Origin of the sequence: Burkholderia sp. 22PA0106, assembly GCF_047497155.1 — a bacterium.
Classification (GTDB): Bacteria; Pseudomonadota; Gammaproteobacteria; order Burkholderiales; family Burkholderiaceae; genus Burkholderia.
This window is the reverse complement of the sequence record NZ_CP163163.1, coordinates 1,766,330-1,782,551: the sequence shown is the minus strand read 5'-3', so window position 1 is coordinate 1,782,551 and position 16,222 is coordinate 1,766,330. Positions and strand designations below refer to the sequence as shown.

Genomic DNA, 16,222 nt, shown 5'->3' with positions numbered 1-16,222 from the left:
CCGCCGTGCTCAGATGCGCATCTCGGGTTCGTCGTCGGTCGGGCCGGACGCGTCCTGCTCCGTGTCATCCGTGCGATGCGCGAGTTCGACGAGCAGGCCGTCGACGTACCGCGCCATGCCGGCCACCGTCTGCACCTCGAAAATCATCGCCAGCGGCACCTTGATGCCGAACTCGCGCGTGACCTGCGCCGCCAGTTGCACCACCAGCAGCGAATTCGCGCCGAACTCGAAGATGCTGTCGAGCCGCCCCACCCGCGCCACGCCGAGCACCGTGGCGCACACCTCGGCCAGCCGGATCTCGGTGTCGGTCTCGGGGGCCACGTAATCGGCCGCGCGCGCGTCGTACGCGGGCGCGGGCAGCGCCTTGCGATCCACCTTGCCGCTCGCGGTCAGCGGCAACGCGTCGAGCACGATCCACTCGGTCGGCACCATGTAGTCGGGCAGCGTCTGCCGCAGCGCCGCGCGGCACGCCTGCAGGTCGGCTTCCCCACCCGCTTCTCCGCCCGCCTCGCCGTCCATCACCAGATACGCCGCCAGCGCCTTCTGCCCGGCCGAGTTGTCGAGCGCGAGCACCACCGCCTCGCGGATCGCCGGCAGCATCACCAGCGTGGCCTCGATCTCGCCGAGTTCCACGCGGAAGCCGCGAATCTTCACCTGGTTGTCCATCCGGCCGAGGAAGTCGATCCGCCCGTCCGGCAGGTAGCGCGACAGGTCGCCGGTGCGATACATGCGGCTGCCCGGCGGCCCGAACGGGTCCGGCACGAACTTCTCGGCCGTCAGCTTCGGGCGGCCCAGATAGCCGCGCGCCACGCCGGCCCCCGCGATGTAGAGCTCGCCGATCACGCCGGGCGGCACCGGATGGCCGCGCGCATCGAGGATGTAGTGCTGCATGTTGGCGATCGGCTTGCCGATCAGCACGCTCGCGCCGCTCAGCGCGGCCGGATCGACGTATTCCACGCAGCAGCCCACCACGGTTTCGGTCGGGCCGTATTCGTTGACCACCACCGTGCCGGGGAAGTAGCGCAGCCAGGTGTTGAACTGCGCGATCGTCAGCACGTCGCCGCCGATCACGCTGGTGCGCACGCGGGTGTGGACGTCCTCGGGCTGCAGCGCGGCGGCCATCAGGTCGATATGGGCCGGGGTGATCTTCACCATGCTCAACTGCTGGGCCTCGCGCATCGAATCGACGATCCGGTCGTGCCCGCCCGGCAGCGGCAGGTGAATGTCGCGGCCCGCCCACAGCGGAATGAACAGCGTGGTGAGCGAGGCGTCGAAGATCAGCGGCAGGTGCGTGAACGAGGCGCGTTCGCCGTCGCGCATCGGGTAGCCCTCTATGCCCCAGTGCAGGTAGTTGACGATGCCGCGATGGGTGATCTGCACGCCCTTCGGCATGCCGGTGGAGCCGGACGTGTAGATCACGTAGGCGAGGTTCTCGCCGCCGGTCAGGTTCGCGGGGTTGCCGCGCGGCATGGCCGCGACCGGCGCCCAGCCGTCGTCGAGCGCCAACTGCTCGACGGGCACCGCCTGCAGCGCCTCGCGCAGCGAGGCCTGCGTGAGGATCAGCACCGCGCCGGAGTCCTTTGCCATGTAGGCCAGGCGCTCGGCCGGGAACGACGCGTCGAGCGGCACGTACACGCCGCCGGCCTTCAGCACCGCGATCAGCGCGACGATCAGGTCCACCGAGCGCTCCAGGCACACGGCGACCTTCACCTCCGGGCCGACGCCGCGCCCGCGCAGCCAGTGCGCGAGCTGGTTCGCGCGCGCGTTGGCGGCGTGGTAGGTCAGCGACGCGTCGCCCACCACCACCGCCGTCTGCTGCGGCCGCGCCTCGGCATGCTGTTCGAAGCGCGTGTGCAGCCCCATGTCGGGCACCTCGAGCCGGCTGTCGTTCCAGTCGCGCAGCATGTGCTCGCGCTCGGCCTCGTCCACCAGCGCGAGATCGCCCACGCAGCCGGACGGGTTGCCGACGATGCTCGCCAGCAGCACGCCGAAGTGGCGCGCCATGCGCTCGACGGTGGCGGCATCGAACAGGTCGGCCGCGTACTGGAAGCGGCAGTGCAGCTCGCTGCCCACGTCGCTGACGAGCAGGCTCAGATCGTACTTCGCGGTGTCGCCGTCGAGCGGCCAGCGTTCCACCTCGATGCCGGGCAGCGGCGCGGCCTGGGTCAGCGCCGCGTTGTCCACCTGCAGGAACGCCTGGAACAGCGGCGTGTGGCTCAGGTGGCGTTCGAGCTTGAGCGCATCGACGAGCCGCTCGAACGGCAGATCCTGGTTCGCGTAGGCGCCGAGCGCGACTGCGCGCATCCGCTCGAGGAACGCGTCGAACGGCAGCGCGCCGTCCACCTCGCAACGCAGCACCAGCATGTTCATGAACATGCCGAGCATCGCTTCGAGCTCGGCGCGCTGGCGGCCGGCCACCGGCGTGCCGATGCAGACGTCGCGCTGGCCGGCATAGCGCGCCAGCAGCACGCCGTAGGCGGCCGCCAGCGCCATGAACAGCGACGCCCGATGGCGCCCGGCCAGCTCGCGCAGGCCCGCGGCGGTGGCCGCCGGCACCACGAACGCGACGTTGCCGCCCGCGCTGCGGCGCACGGCCGGCCGGGCGCGGTCGGTCGGCAGCGTCAGCAGCGTGGGGGCGCCGTCCAACTGGCGCGTCCAGTACGCGAGCTGATCGGCGATGGCGGGGCCCTCGAAGAAGCGGATCTGCCAGACGGCGAAATCGAGGTACTGGAGCCTGACCGGCGGCAGCGGCGAAGGCTGCCGTTGCGCGAACGCCGTATAGAGCGCCGCGAACTCCTGCATCATCACGCCGATCGACCAGCCGTCGCTGACCACGTGATGCATCGTGACGAGCAGCACGTGCGCGTCGTCGGCCAGCCGGATCAGGTGGGCGCGCAGCGGCAGATCGGTGGCGAGGTCGAACGGCGCGGCGGCCAGCTCGGCCACCAGCGCGTCGGCGCGCGGCTTGCGTTGCGCGGCGGGCAGCGGCGTCAGGTCGTGGAGCGGCAGGTCCACCGCCTGCGCCTCGGCGATCGCCTGCTGCGGGCGGCCGTGGGTGCCGACGATCCGCGTGCGCAGGATTTCGTGGCGTTGCACGATGGCGTCGAACGCGCCCTGCACGGCGGCGATATCGAGCGCCCCGCGCAGCAGCAGCGCGTGCGGCAGGTTGTAGGCCGGCGACGCCGGTTCGAGCTGGTTCAGGAACCACAGACGTTCCTGGCCCGGCGACAGCGGCATGCCCGAGGCGAGCGCATCGCGCGGCACGGGTTCGATGCGCGCTTCCGGCTCGGCCCCGGCTCCACTCAGGCGGGCGGCCAGGGCGGCCACCGTGGGGGCTTCGAACAGGTCGGCCAGCGCGATGTCCGCGCCGAGCCGCGCGCGGATGCGCGACGCCAGTTGCATGGCCAGCAGCGAATGGCCGCCGAGGTCGAAGAAATTGTCGTGGATGCCGACCCGGTCGAGCTTCAGGATTTCCTGCCAGATCGCGCTCAATGCCTGCTCGGTTTCGGTGCGCGGGGCGACGTAGTCGGTGTCGCCTTGCGGGGCGTCCGGTGTGGGCAAGGCCCGGCGGTCGAGCTTGCCGTTCGGCGTCAGCGGCAAGGCGTCCAGCCAGATCAGTTGCGACGGGATCATGTAGTCCGGCAACGTGCGCGACAGCGCCTGGCGCAGTTCCGGCGCACTCGTCGGTCGATGGCCGTGCGCCGCCACGGCATAGGCCACCAGGCGTTGTTGGCCCGGCTGATCTTCGCGGATCGTTACCGCTGCGTCGCTTATGTCGGGCTGCCCGCGCAGCGTGGCTTCGATCTCGCCCAACTCGATGCGGAAGCCGCGCAGCTTCACTTGCTGGTCGATTCGGCCCAGATACTCCAGTTCGCCCGTTGCAAGGCGGCGCACGCGGTCGCCGGTGCGGTACATGCGGCTGCCGGGTTCGCCGTACGGGTTCGGCACGAAGCGTTCGGCCGTCAGGTCCGGGCGGCCTCGATAACCGCGCGCCACGCCGTCGCCCGCGATGAATAGCTCCCCAGCGACGCCGACGGGCACCAGTTCCAGCGCGTCGTCGAGGACGTGAACCTGCGTGTTGGCGATCGGCCGGCCGATATCGATGCGTACGCTTTCGTCCTTGAGCGCCAACCGCGAGAGCGTCGACCAGATCGTGGTTTCCGTCGGGCCATACAAATTGACCAGCGAGGGCACCGCTCGCAGCAAGGATTCCGCCAGATCGCGCGGCAATGCTTCGCCGCCGCTCAACACCATGAAACCCGGCTTCGGTCGCCAGCCGTGATCGACCAGCATGCGCCAGGTGGATGGCGTGGCCTGCATCGCCGTGATCTGTTGCGTCTCGATTTCTCGCGCCAGACGCGACGCTTCCTGCGCCGTTTCTCGCGATGCGATCACCACGCATGCGCCACACAGAAGCGGCAGATACAGTTCCAGCGCCGCGATGTCGAACGACAGCGTCGTCACGCTCAACAGCCGGTCGTGCGCCTGCAATGGCAAATCGCGCTGCATCGACGCCAGCAGATTCAGCACGTTTTGCTGCGTGACCTGCACGCCCTTCGGCCGGCCCGTCGAACCGGACGTGTACAGCACGTAAGCCAATTCGCCGCCGCTGCCATCAAACCGCGCGCTGTCGAATTGTTCAGGCCCAGCCGGCCACTCGCCCAGATCGAGCCGCTTGTCGTGATCGGCCAGCAAACCGTCATGCGTCAGCACCAGCGCCGGTTGCACATCGTCCAGCATCATCGCCAGCCGCTCGGCGGGGAACGCCGGATCGAGCGGAAGATACGCCCCGCCCGCCTTCATCACGGCCAGCAACGCCGCCAGCAGATCGATGCCGCGATGCAGGCACACCCCCACCACGACCTCACGCCCCACGCCAAGCTCGACCAGCCGATGCGCCAGCCGATTCGCCCGCGCATCGAGTTGCGCATACGTCAGCGCCTGATCCCCGAACCGTACCGCGACCGCATCCGGCGTGCGCGCCACCTGCGCTTCGAACGCGCCATGCACCCCCAGCGAAGACGCATACGCCATCGCCGTATCGTTCCCGCCCTGCACCACTTGCCGCCGTTCCGCCTCCGCCAGCAACCCGATCCGCTGCACCGGCGCGCTCGCATCGTCCACCATCGCCGCCAGCAGCGCCTCGAAATACCCGAGATACCGCGCGATGCTCGCCCGCTCGAACAAGGACGTCGCGAACAGCATGCTCAGGCCGATGCGCCCGTCGTGTTCGCGCATGATCAGGCTCAGGTCGAAGCGCGCCATGATCTGCGCCGCCGCCATGCTGTCGAGTTGCAGCCCGCTCAATTCGAAGTTCGCGCGCTCGTAGTTCTGCCACACCATCATCAGTTGGAACAGCGGCGCATGCGAGCGCGAGCGTGCCGGGTTGACGGCCTCGATCACCTGCTCGAACGGCAGATCCTGATGGGCCTGCGCGGCCAGCGCCGCCTCGTGCACGCGCCGCACCGCCTCGCCCACCGACGGTTGCCCCGTCAGGTCGATGCGCAGCGCCAGCGTGTTGACGAAAAAGCCGATCAGCGGCTCGACTTCGGTATTCATGCGGTTCGCCACCGGCGTGCCGATCACCACCTCGTCCTGCCCCGACAGGCGCGCCGCCAGCGCCGCCCACGCCGCCAGCATCACGTTGAACACCGTCGTGCCCTGCTGCCGCGCCAGCGTCTTGATGCGGCTCACCAGCGGCGCGTCCAGCATCACGTCGACGCTGTCGCCGGCGTGGTCCTGCACTGCCGGCCTCGCGTGATCGAGCGGCAGGGTGGTCAGCGCCGGTGCGTCGCGCAGCGTGCGCTTCCAATACGCAAGCTGCTGTTGCAGCATCTCGCCCGACACGCGCTGGCGCTGCCACACCGCGTAATCCGCATACTGGATCGCGAGCGGCGGCAGCGGGTCGGGCTGCCCGGCGACGAACGCCTGGTACAGCGCGCCGAACTCGCGAATCAGCACGCCCATCGACCAGCCGTCGCTGACGATGTGATGCATCGTCACCAGCAGCACGTGGTCCTGCTCGCCCATGCGCAGCAGCCGCCCGCGCACCACCGGCCCCGCCGACAGGTCGAACGGCGCGTCGGCCTCCGCCTCGGCGTGGCGCAGCAGCGCGGCCTGCGCATCGGCCAGGCCGCTCAGGTCGTGTTGCTCCAGCGAGAACGGCTGCCGCGCGTCGATTTGCAGCACCGGCTCGCCGTCCGTCGTGACGAAACGCGTGCGCAGCACCTCATGGCGCTCGACGATGCGGTCCAGCGCCCGGCGCAACGCCGTTACGCTCAAGGCGCCGCGCAGACGCACGCCGGCCGGCACGTGATACGCCGCGCTCGCGCGCCGGTCGAGCCGGTCGAGAAACCACATGCGCTGCTGCGCGAACGACAGCGGCAGCGCCGCGTCGCGTGACACCGGCACCGGCGCCTCGTCGCTCGCCGCCGGCAAGCCGGATTCCTCCTCGGCCAGCAGGCGCAGCAGTTCCTCTTTGAGGGCATCCAGGGAAAGCTCTTCCACGGGGGTTCCTTGTCTATCGTTGAATGTCGCGGCTTATCGGTGCTTGGCGGGGCTCATCGGGGCTTGGCGGGCGTGGACGCATGGCGTCGGCGCCGTTGCTCGCCGCGTCTTGCCGCGGCGTCCACCTGCGTCTGGATCTGCGCCTTCTCCTCGTCGGCCTGCGCATGCAGCAGGCCCACCAGTTGCGCGATCGTCGGGTACTGGAACAAGTCGATCATCGAGACGGGCTTCGGACTCAGCAGCGTCAACTGCTGATGCACGTGCACCATCTGCAGCGAGTGGCCGCCCAGTTCGAAGAAGTTGTCATGGATGCCCACCCGCGCCACCCCCAGCACCTCCGCCCAGATCTCGCCGATCCTGCGCTCCGTCTCGGTGCGCGGCGCGACGTAGTCGGCCTCGCTGACGATGGCGCCCGGCGCCGGCAGCGCGCGGCGGTCGAGCTTGCCGTTCGGCGTCAGCGGCAAGGCGTCGAGCCACACGAGCTGCGACGGCACCATGTAGTCGGGCAGCGTGCGCGCCAGCGCCGCCCGAATGGTCTGAACACCGGTCTGCACTCCGGCCGCCTCGCCACCCTCGGCCGCCACCAGGTAGCCCACCAGCCGCTTGTTGCCGGGCTGGTCCTCGCGCACCACCACGGCCGCCTCGCGCACTTCCGGCAGCGCCACCAGCGAGGCCTCGATCTCGCCCAGCTCGATGCGAAAGCCGCGCAGCTTCACCTGGTTGTCGATCCGCTCCAGGTATTCCAGCTCGCCTTGCGGCAGCCAGCGCACGCGGTCGCCGGTGCGATACATGCGGCTGCCGGGCGCGCCGAACGGGTTCGGCAGGAAGCGTTCGGCCGTCAGGTCCGGCCGGCCGCCATAGCCGCGCCCGACGCCCACCCCCGCGATGAACAGCTCGCCGGGAATGCCGGCCGGCAACAGCCGCCCCTCGGCGTCGAGCACGTAGAACTGCAGGTTGGGATGCGGCTTGCCGATCGGCGGCAGGCGCTCGAACGCGGCCGACACTTCGCGGTTCGACGAGCTGGCCGTCACCTCGGCCGGCCCGTACGCGTTGAGGAAGCGCCGGCCGTTCGACCAGCGCGCCACCAGCGCCTGCGTGCACGCGTCGCCCGCGGTCACCAGCGTGTGCACGCCGGGCAGCGCGTCGCCGTCCATCGCGGCGAGCACCGCCGGCGGCAGCGTGGCGACCTGCACGCCCATCCGCGCCACGGTGGCCTCGAGCGTCACGCGCGGCATCAACTGTTCGCGCGGCGCCATGCACAGCGTGGCGCCCTGCGTGATCGTCTTGAAGTAATCGCTGACCGAGACGTCGAAGCCCGGCGCCGAGAACTGCAGCACGCGGTCGCCGACCTTCAGGTGGTACAGCTTCCACATGATGTGGGTCAGGTTGGTCAGCCCTTCGTGCGTCAACTGCACGCATTTCGGCTGGCCGGTGGACCCGGAGGTGTAGATGCAGTAAGCGAGCTGGGCCGGGTACGTGCGCAGCGCCAGATCGTGCGCGGGCTGGCCGCTCGTATCGACGGCCTGCGGCCCGTCTAGCGCCACCGCGCCGGGCGGCAGGCGCGCCACGCTGGCGTGGTCGGCCAGCACCGCGGCCGGCGCGCAGTCGCGCAGCATCCGCGCGAGCCGCTCGTCGGGCAACTGCGGATCGAGCGGCACGTAGGCGCCGCCGGCCTTCAGCACGGCCAGCACGGCCACCAGCGTTTCCACGCCGCGATGCAGGCAGAGCGCCACCAGACGGTCCGCGCCCACGCCTTGCGCGACCAGATGGCGCGCCAGCCGGTTGGCGCGCGCGTTCAGCTCGGCGTAGCTCAGCGCCTCGTCCTCGAACAACACCGCCACCGCGTCGGGCGTGCGGGCGACCTGCGCCTCGAACATGCCGTGCGCCGTCTGCGCGGGGTCGCGGGGCACGGCCGTATCGTTCCAGGCGTGCACGATGCGCTGGCGCTCGGCGGGCGGCAGGATCTCGAGCGCGTGCATCGGCTCGGCGGCGCCGGCCGTCATGCCCGCCAGCAGCGCCTTGAAATAGCCGAGATAGCGCTCGATGCTCGCGCGCTCGAACAGCGCGGTGTCGAACGTCACGCGCCCGGCGAAGCCGGCTTCGTGTTCGCCGAGCGCCAGCGTCACGTCGAACTGCGCGCGGTCGCGATCGGCCGACAGCCCTTGCAGCCTGACCTCGCCGAGATCGAGATCGGCCGGCTCGGTGTTCTGCCAGACCAGCATCAACTGGAACAGCGGCGCGTGCGAGGTCGAGCGCGCCGGGTTGATCGCCTCGATCACCTGATCGAACGGCAGGTCCTGATGCGCTTGCGCGGCCAGCGTCGCCGCGTGCACGCGGGTTACCAGTTCGCCCACGGCGGGCCGGCCCGACAGGTCGATGCGCAGCGCCAGCGTGTTGACGAAAAAGCCGATCAGCGGTTCGACTTCCGAGCGCATCCGGTTCGCCACCGGCGTGCCGATCACCACGTCGTCCTGCCCCGACAGGCGGCCGGCCAGTGCCGCCCAGGCGGCCAGCACCACGTTGAACGGCGTGGTGCCCTGCTGCCGCGCCAGCGCCTTGATGCCCGCGCTCAAGGGCGCGTCGAGCACGACCTCGACGGTCTCGCCCGCGTAATCCTTCACGGCCGGGCGGGCGCGATCGAGCGGCAATTCGCTCAATTCCGGCGCGCCTTGCAGCGTGGCTTGCCAGTACGCGAGCTGTCGTTGCAGCACCTCGCCCGCGAGCCAGCGGCGCTGCCACGCGGCGTAATCGGCGTACTGGATCGAGAGCTGGGCCAGCGGATCGCCCCGCCCTTCGCCGAACGCGCGATACAGCGCGCCGAATTCGCGGATCAGCACGCTCATCGACCAGCCGTCGCTGACGATGTGATGCATCGTCACCAGCAGCACATGCTCGCGCTCGTCGAGCCTCAGCAGCCGGCCGCGCACCAGCGGGCCGGCCGACAGGTCGAACGGCGCGGCGGCCTCGTCGCGGGTATGGGCCGCGACCTCGTGGTCCGGGTCGGCCGCGCCGCTCAGGTCGTGGAGCGTCAGCGCGAACGGCGCCGGCGCGTCGATGTGCTGCACGGGCACGCCGTCCACCACCACGAAGCGCGTGCGCAGCGCTTCGTGACGTTCGACGATGCGGTTCAGGGCGCCATGCAGCGCATCGGCATTCAGCGCGCCGCTCAGGCGCACGCCCACCGGGATGTGGTAGGCCGCACCGGCGCGCTTGTCGAGCTGGTCGAGGAACCACAGCCGTTGCTGCGCGAACGACAGGCGCGCCGCCTCGCGCGAGTCGCGCAAGGCGATCGGCGGCAGGTCGGTGGCGGCGGCATGTTCGACTACCTGCGCGAAGCGGCTCAACGTGGGTTGGGCGAACAGCGCGGCCAACGGCACCTCGACGCCCAGCCGGGTGCGGACGGCGGAACCCACCTGCACGGCGAGCAACGAATGGCCGCCGAGTTCGAAGAAGTTGTCGTGGACGCCCACGCGGTCGAGCTTCAGGACGTCGCGCCAGATCGCGCTCAATGCCTGCTCGGTTTCGGTGCGCGGGGCTAGGTAGTCGGCTTCGCCTTGCAGCGCTTCGGGCTTGGGGAGCGAGCGGCGGTCGAGCTTGCCGTTCGGGGTTTGGGGCAGCGCGTCGAGCCACATCAGTTGCGACGGGACCATGTAGTCGGGCAGCGTGAGCGACAGCGCTTGCCGCAACGCTTGCGTGCCGGCCGGCGCGTGGCCTTCGGCGGCCACGACGTAGCCCACCAGGCGCTTGTGGCCCGGCTGATCCTCGCGGACCATCGCCGCCGCGTCGCGGATTTCGGGCAGGCCGCGCAGCGTCGCTTCGATTTCACCGAGTTCGATGCGGAAGCCGCGCAGCTTCACTTGCTGATCGATGCGGCCGAGATATTCGAGTTCACCGTGCGGCAGCCAGCGGACCAGATCGCCGGTGCGGTACATGCGGCTGCCGGGTTCGCCATAGGGGTTCGGAATGAAGCGTTCGGCCGTGAGGTCCGGACGATCACGGTAGCCGCGCGATACGCCCGCGCCTGCCAGGAACAGTTCTCCCGCTACCCCGATCGGTACAAGTTCCAGCGCTTCGTCGAGGATGTGCGCCTGCGTGTTCGCCACCGGGCGGCCGATGTCGATGCGTACACCGTGCTCGCTCGGGAATACGCGCGAGATCGTTGAATACATCGTGGTTTCGGTCGGGCCGTACAGATTGACGACCGAGGCCACCGATTGCAGCAGTTGTTCGGCCAAATCGCGCGGCAACGCTTCGCCGGTGCTGATCAGCAGGAAATCCTTGACCGGTTTCCAACCGAAGTCCATCAGCATCCGCCACGTCGAGGGCGTGGCCTGCATCGCCGTGATTTCACGGGATTCGAGCGCTTGAGACAGCTTCGACGGATCGAGCGCGGTTTCGCGTGAAGCGATCACCACGCAGGCGCCGCTGAACAGCGGCAAGCAAAGTTCCAACGCGGCGATATCGAACGACAGCGTCGATACGCTCAATAGCTTGTCTTGCGCTTCCAGCTTCAGATCGCGCTGCAAGGACAACAGGATGTTCAGCATGCCGTGCTGCGTGACTTGGACACCCTTCGGCCGGCCTGTCGAACCCGACGTGTACAGGATGTAGGCGATCTGATCGCCGTCGGGCCGTTCATCGCGCCGGAAATCGCTATTGCCGGCCGGCCATTCGCTCAGGTCCAAACGTTTTGCGTGGTCGGCCAGCAAACCCTCGTTCGTCAGCACGAACGCCGGGTGAGCGTCATCGAGCATCATCGCCAGCCGCTCGGCCGGGAACGCCGGGTCCAACGGCAAGTAACCGCCGCCCGCTTTCATGACGCCAAGCAGCGCCGCCAGCAAATCGATACCGCGATGCATGCAGATGCCGACCATCACATCGGGGCCGACGCCACGCGTCACCAAATGATCGGCCAGCCGATTCGCCCGCGCGTTCAGTTGCGCATACGTCAGCGCCTCGTCCTCGAAGCGCACCGCCACGGCATCAGGCGTCCGCGCCACCTGCGCTTCAAACATCCCATGCACGCTTTGCGCACGCTCGCAGGCCATCGCCGTATCGTTCCAGCCGTGCATCACCTGCCGGCGTTCCGCCTCCGGCAGCATTCTCAGTTGCAACATCGGCTGATCGGCATCGGCCGCCATGCCGTCGAGCAGCGCCGTGAAATAGCCGAGATACCGCTCCACGCTTGCCCGCTCGAATACCGACGAGGCAAACATCAAACGCCCGGCGATGCCCGTATCGCTCTCGCCCAGTTCGAGCGTCACGTCGAATTGCGAAGGCGCCTGCGCCGCCGCCATCGCTTGCAGCGTGATGTCGCCGAGATCGAGATCGGCCCGCGCGTTGTTCTGCCAGACCAGCATCGTCTGGAACAGCGGCGCGTGCGCCAGCGAACGCGACGGGTTGATCGCCTCGATCACCTGATCGAACGGGAGGTCCTGGTGGCTCTGCGCCGCCAGCGTCGTGTCGTGCACGCGTTTGAGCAGTTCGCTCACGGAAGGCCGGCCCGACAGATCGATGCGCAGCGCCAGCGTGTTGACGAAGAAGCCGATCAGCGGCTCGACCTCCGAGCGCATCCGGTTCGCGGCCGGCGTGCCGATCACCACGTCGTCCTGCCCCGACAGGCGGCCCGCCAGCGCCGCCCATGCCGCCAGCACCACGTTGAACACCGTCGTGCCTTGCCGCCGCGCCAGCGTCTTGAGCTTTGCGCTCAGCGGCGCGTCGAGCGTCACGTCGATGCTGTCGCCGGTGTAGTCCTGCACGGCGGGCCGGGCGCGATCGAGCGGCAGCGTGGTCAGTTCCGATGCACCGTGCAGCGTCGTTTTCCAATAGGCGAGTTGCCGTTGCAGCACCTCGCCCGCGAGCCAATGGCGCTGCCACGCGGCGTAATCGCCGTACTGGATCGCCAGCGGCGGCAGCGGATCGCCCCGCCCTTCGCTGAACGCGCGGTACAGCGCGCCGAACTCGCGGATCAGCACGCCCATCGACCAGCCGTCGCTGACGGTGTGATGCATCGTCACCAGCAGCACATGCGCGTGCTCGCTCAGGCGCAGCAGCCTGCCGCGCACCAGCGGCCCCGCAGACAGATCGAACGGCTCGGCCGCCTCGGTTTCGGCGTGGCGTTGCACCTCGGCTTCCGGTTGCGCCAGCGCGCTCAGGTCGTGCGCGGTCAAGGCGAATCGGGCGGCGGCATCGACACGTTGCTCGGGCTCGCCATTCGCCAGCACGAAGCGCGTGCGCAGCACGTCGTGGCGCGCGAGGATCCGGTCGAGCGCCTGGCGCAGCGCATCGGCATCGAGCGCGCCGTTCAGGCGCACGCCCACCGGAATGTGATAGGCCGCGCCGGCGCGCTTGTCGAGCCGGTCGAGGAACCACAGCCGTTGCTGCGCGAACGACAGCGGCGCGGCCTGGTTCGCGCCGCGCGCCATGATCGGCGGCAGCGCGCTGGCATTCGCGTGTTCCACTGCTTGCGCGAACTGGCCCAGCGTCGGGTGGGCAAACAGTTCCGGTAACGGGACTTCCACGCCCAACCGGCTGCGGATCGACGAGGCCAGTTGCACGGCCAGCAGCGAGTGGCCGCCGAGGTCGAAGAAGTTGTCGTGGAGGCCCACGCGGTCGATCTTGAGGATGTCCGACCAGATCGTGCTTAACGTCTGCTCGGTTTCCGTGCGCGGGGCGACGTAGTCGGTGCCGCTTTGCGGGGCGTCCGGTGTGGGCAAGGCACGGCGGTCGAGCTTGCCGTTCGGCGTCAGCGGCAAGGCGTCCAGCCACACCAGTTGCGACGGGATCATGTACTCCGGCAGCCTGCGCGACAGCGCCTGGCGCAATGCCTGCACGTTTGCCGGTTCTTGACCGTGGGCCGCCACCACGTAAGCCACCAGGCGTTTTTGTCCCGGCTGATCCTCGCGGATCGTCACCGCCGCGTCGCGCACCTCGGGCTGCCCGCGCAGCGTGGCTTCGATCTCGCCCAACTCGATGCGGAAGCCGCGCAGCTTCACTTGCTGGTCGATTCGGCCCAGATACGCCAGCTCGCCAGTCGCGAGGCGACGCACGCGGTCGCCGGTGCGGTACATGCGGCTGCCCGGTGCGCCGTACGGGTTCGGCACGAAGCGTTCGGCCGTCAGGTCTGGGCGGCTTCGATAGCCGCGCGCCACGCCGTCGCCCGCGATGAACAGTTCGCCGGCCACGCCGACGGGCACCAGTTCCAGCGCGTCATCGAGGACGTGAACCTGCGTGTTGGCGATCGGTCGCCCGATGTCGATGCGCGTACCTTCCTCGCTGTGCGCCAAACGCGAGAGCGTCGACCAGATCGTGGTTTCCGTCGGGCCATACAAATTGACCAGCGACGGAACCGCTCGCAGCAAGGATTCCGCCAGATCGCACGGCAGCGCTTCGCCACCGCTCAACACCATGAACCCCGGCTTCGGTTGCCAGCCGTGATCGACCAGCATGCGCCAGGTGGACGGCGTGGCCTGCATCGCCGTGATCTGTTGCGTCTCGATTTCTCGCGCCAGACGCGACGGCTCAAGCGCCGTCTCCCGCGCTGCAATCACCACGCATGCGCCACACAAAAGCGGCAGATACAGTTCGAGCGCGGCGATGTCGAACGACAGCGTCGTTACGCTCAACAGCCGGTCGTGCGCCTGCAATGGCAGATCGCGCTGCATCGAAGCCAGCAGATTCAGCACGTTTTGCTGCGTGACCTGCACGCCCTTCGGCCGGCCTGTCGAACCGGACGTGTACAACACGTAAGCCAGTTCGCCGCCGCTGCCATCAAGCCGCACGCTGTCGAATTGTTCGGGCCCAACTGGCCATTCGCCCAGATCGAGCCGCTTGTCGTGATCAGCCAGCAAGCCGTCACGCGTCAGCACCAGCGCCGGTTGCGCGTCCTCCAGCATCATCGCCAGCCGCTTGGCGGGGAACGCCGGGTCCAGCGGAAGATACGCCCCGCCCGCCTTCATCACGGCCAGCAACGCGGCCAGCAGATCGACGCCGCGATGCAGGCACACCCCCACCACGACCTCGCGACCCACGCCCAACTCGACCAGCCGATGCGCCAGCCGATTCGCCCGCGCGTCGAGTTGCGCATACGTCAGCGCCTGATCCCCGAACCGCACCGCCACCGCATCCGGCGTGCGCGCCACCTGCGCTTCGAACGCCCCATGCACGCCCAGCGAAGGCATATACGCCATCGCCGTATCGTTCCCACCGTCCATGACCTGCCGCCGCTCGGCTTCCGCCAGCAACCCGATCAGCTGCACCGGCGCGCTCGCTTCATCCACCATCGCCCCCAGCAGCGCCTCGAAATACCCGAGATACCGCTCGATGCTCGCCCGCTCGAACAAGGACGTCGCGAACATCGCGTGGCCGGCGATACCGCCGTCGTATTCGCCGAGTTCGAGGCTGAGGTCGAGTTGCGTCAGGTCGCGCCCTTCCTCGCCGCGATCCGCCACCATCCCGTGCAGTTCCAATGTGCCCAGCGCCAGCGCGTCCTGCGCGCTGGTCTGCCATGCCAGCATCGTCTGGAACAGCGGCGCATGCGCGCGCGAGCGCGGCGGGTTGACCGCCTCGATCACCTGATCGAACGGGATGTCCTGGTGGCCTTGCGCGGCCAGCGTGGCCGCGTGCACGCGCGCCACCAGCGCGTGCGCGCGCGGTTGCCCCGACAGATCGATGCGCAACGCCAGCGTGTTGACGAACAGGCCGATCAGCGGCTCCACTTCCGTGCAGGTGCGGTTCGCCACCGGCATGCCGATCACCACCTCGTCCTGCCCCGACAGGCGGCCCAGCAGCGCCGCCCACGCCGCCAGCACCACGTTGAACACCGTCGTGCCGTGGCGCTGCGCAAACGCTCGGACCCGCCCGCTCAACGCCGCATCGAACGCCACCTCCACGCTGCTCGCGGCGTAATCCTGCACGGCGGGCCGCGCGCGGTCCGCCGGCAGCGTGGACAGCGCGGGCGCGTCGTGCAGCGAGCGAGCCCAATACGCCAACTGCGCCTGCCACGCCTCGCCGCCGAGCCGCCGGCGTTGCCACGCGACGTAATCGGCGTACTGGATCGGCAGCGGGCCGAGCGGATCGGCGCGCCCCGCGCTGAAGGCCTGGTACAGCGCGCTGAATTCGCGGATCAGCACGCCCATCGACCAGCCGTCGCTGACGATGTGATGCATCGTCACCAGCAGCACATGCTCGCGCTCGCCGAGCTTCAGCAGCCGGCCGCGCACCAGCGGCCCGGTGGCGAGATCGAACGCCGTGGAGGCTTCCGCCCGCAGGTGCCGCTGCGCCTGAGCGTCGATATCGGCATTGACATCGGCCGTGCCGCTCGGGCTCAGGTCGTGCGTCGCCAGCGCGAACGGCGCCGGCGCATCGATGCGCTGCACCGGCTCGCCGCCGACCACCTCGAAGCACGTGCGCAGCGCCTCATGGCGTTCGACGATGCGATCGAGCGCCCGGCGCAGGGCCGCCACATCCAGCGCGCCGCTCAGACGCACGCCGGCCGGCACGTGATACGCCGCGCCGGCCCGGCTGTCGAGCCGGTCGAGGAACCACATGCGCTGCTGCGCGAACGACAACGGCATCGCCGCGTCGCGCGCCACCGGCACCGGCGCCTCGTCGTCCGCCGTGGGCAAGCCCGGGGCTTCCGCCGCCAGCAGCGCCAGCAGCTCTTCCTTGAGGGCATCGAGTGAAAGATCTTCCACGGTCGTTCCTTGTTCAGCGT

At 69.4% G+C, this 16,222-nt stretch carries 2 protein-coding genes; both read right to left on the bottom strand.

Annotated features, from left to right (window positions below; genetic code table 11):
• Window positions 1-9: 9 nt before the first annotated feature.
• Window positions 10-6,507 carry an amino acid adenylation domain-containing protein gene (locus AB4850_RS22630; RefSeq protein ID WP_414445214.1) on the bottom strand — a complete coding sequence of 2,166 codons (6,498 nt, stop codon included), beginning with the start codon at window positions 6,505-6,507 and terminating at the stop codon, window positions 10-12.
• 53 nt (window positions 6,508-6,560) lie between these two features.
• Window positions 6,561-16,202 carry an amino acid adenylation domain-containing protein gene (locus tag AB4850_RS22625; RefSeq protein WP_414445213.1) on the bottom strand — a complete coding sequence of 3,214 codons (9,642 nt, stop codon included), beginning with the start codon at window positions 16,200-16,202 and terminating at the stop codon, window positions 6,561-6,563.
• Window positions 16,203-16,222 lie beyond the last annotated feature (20 nt).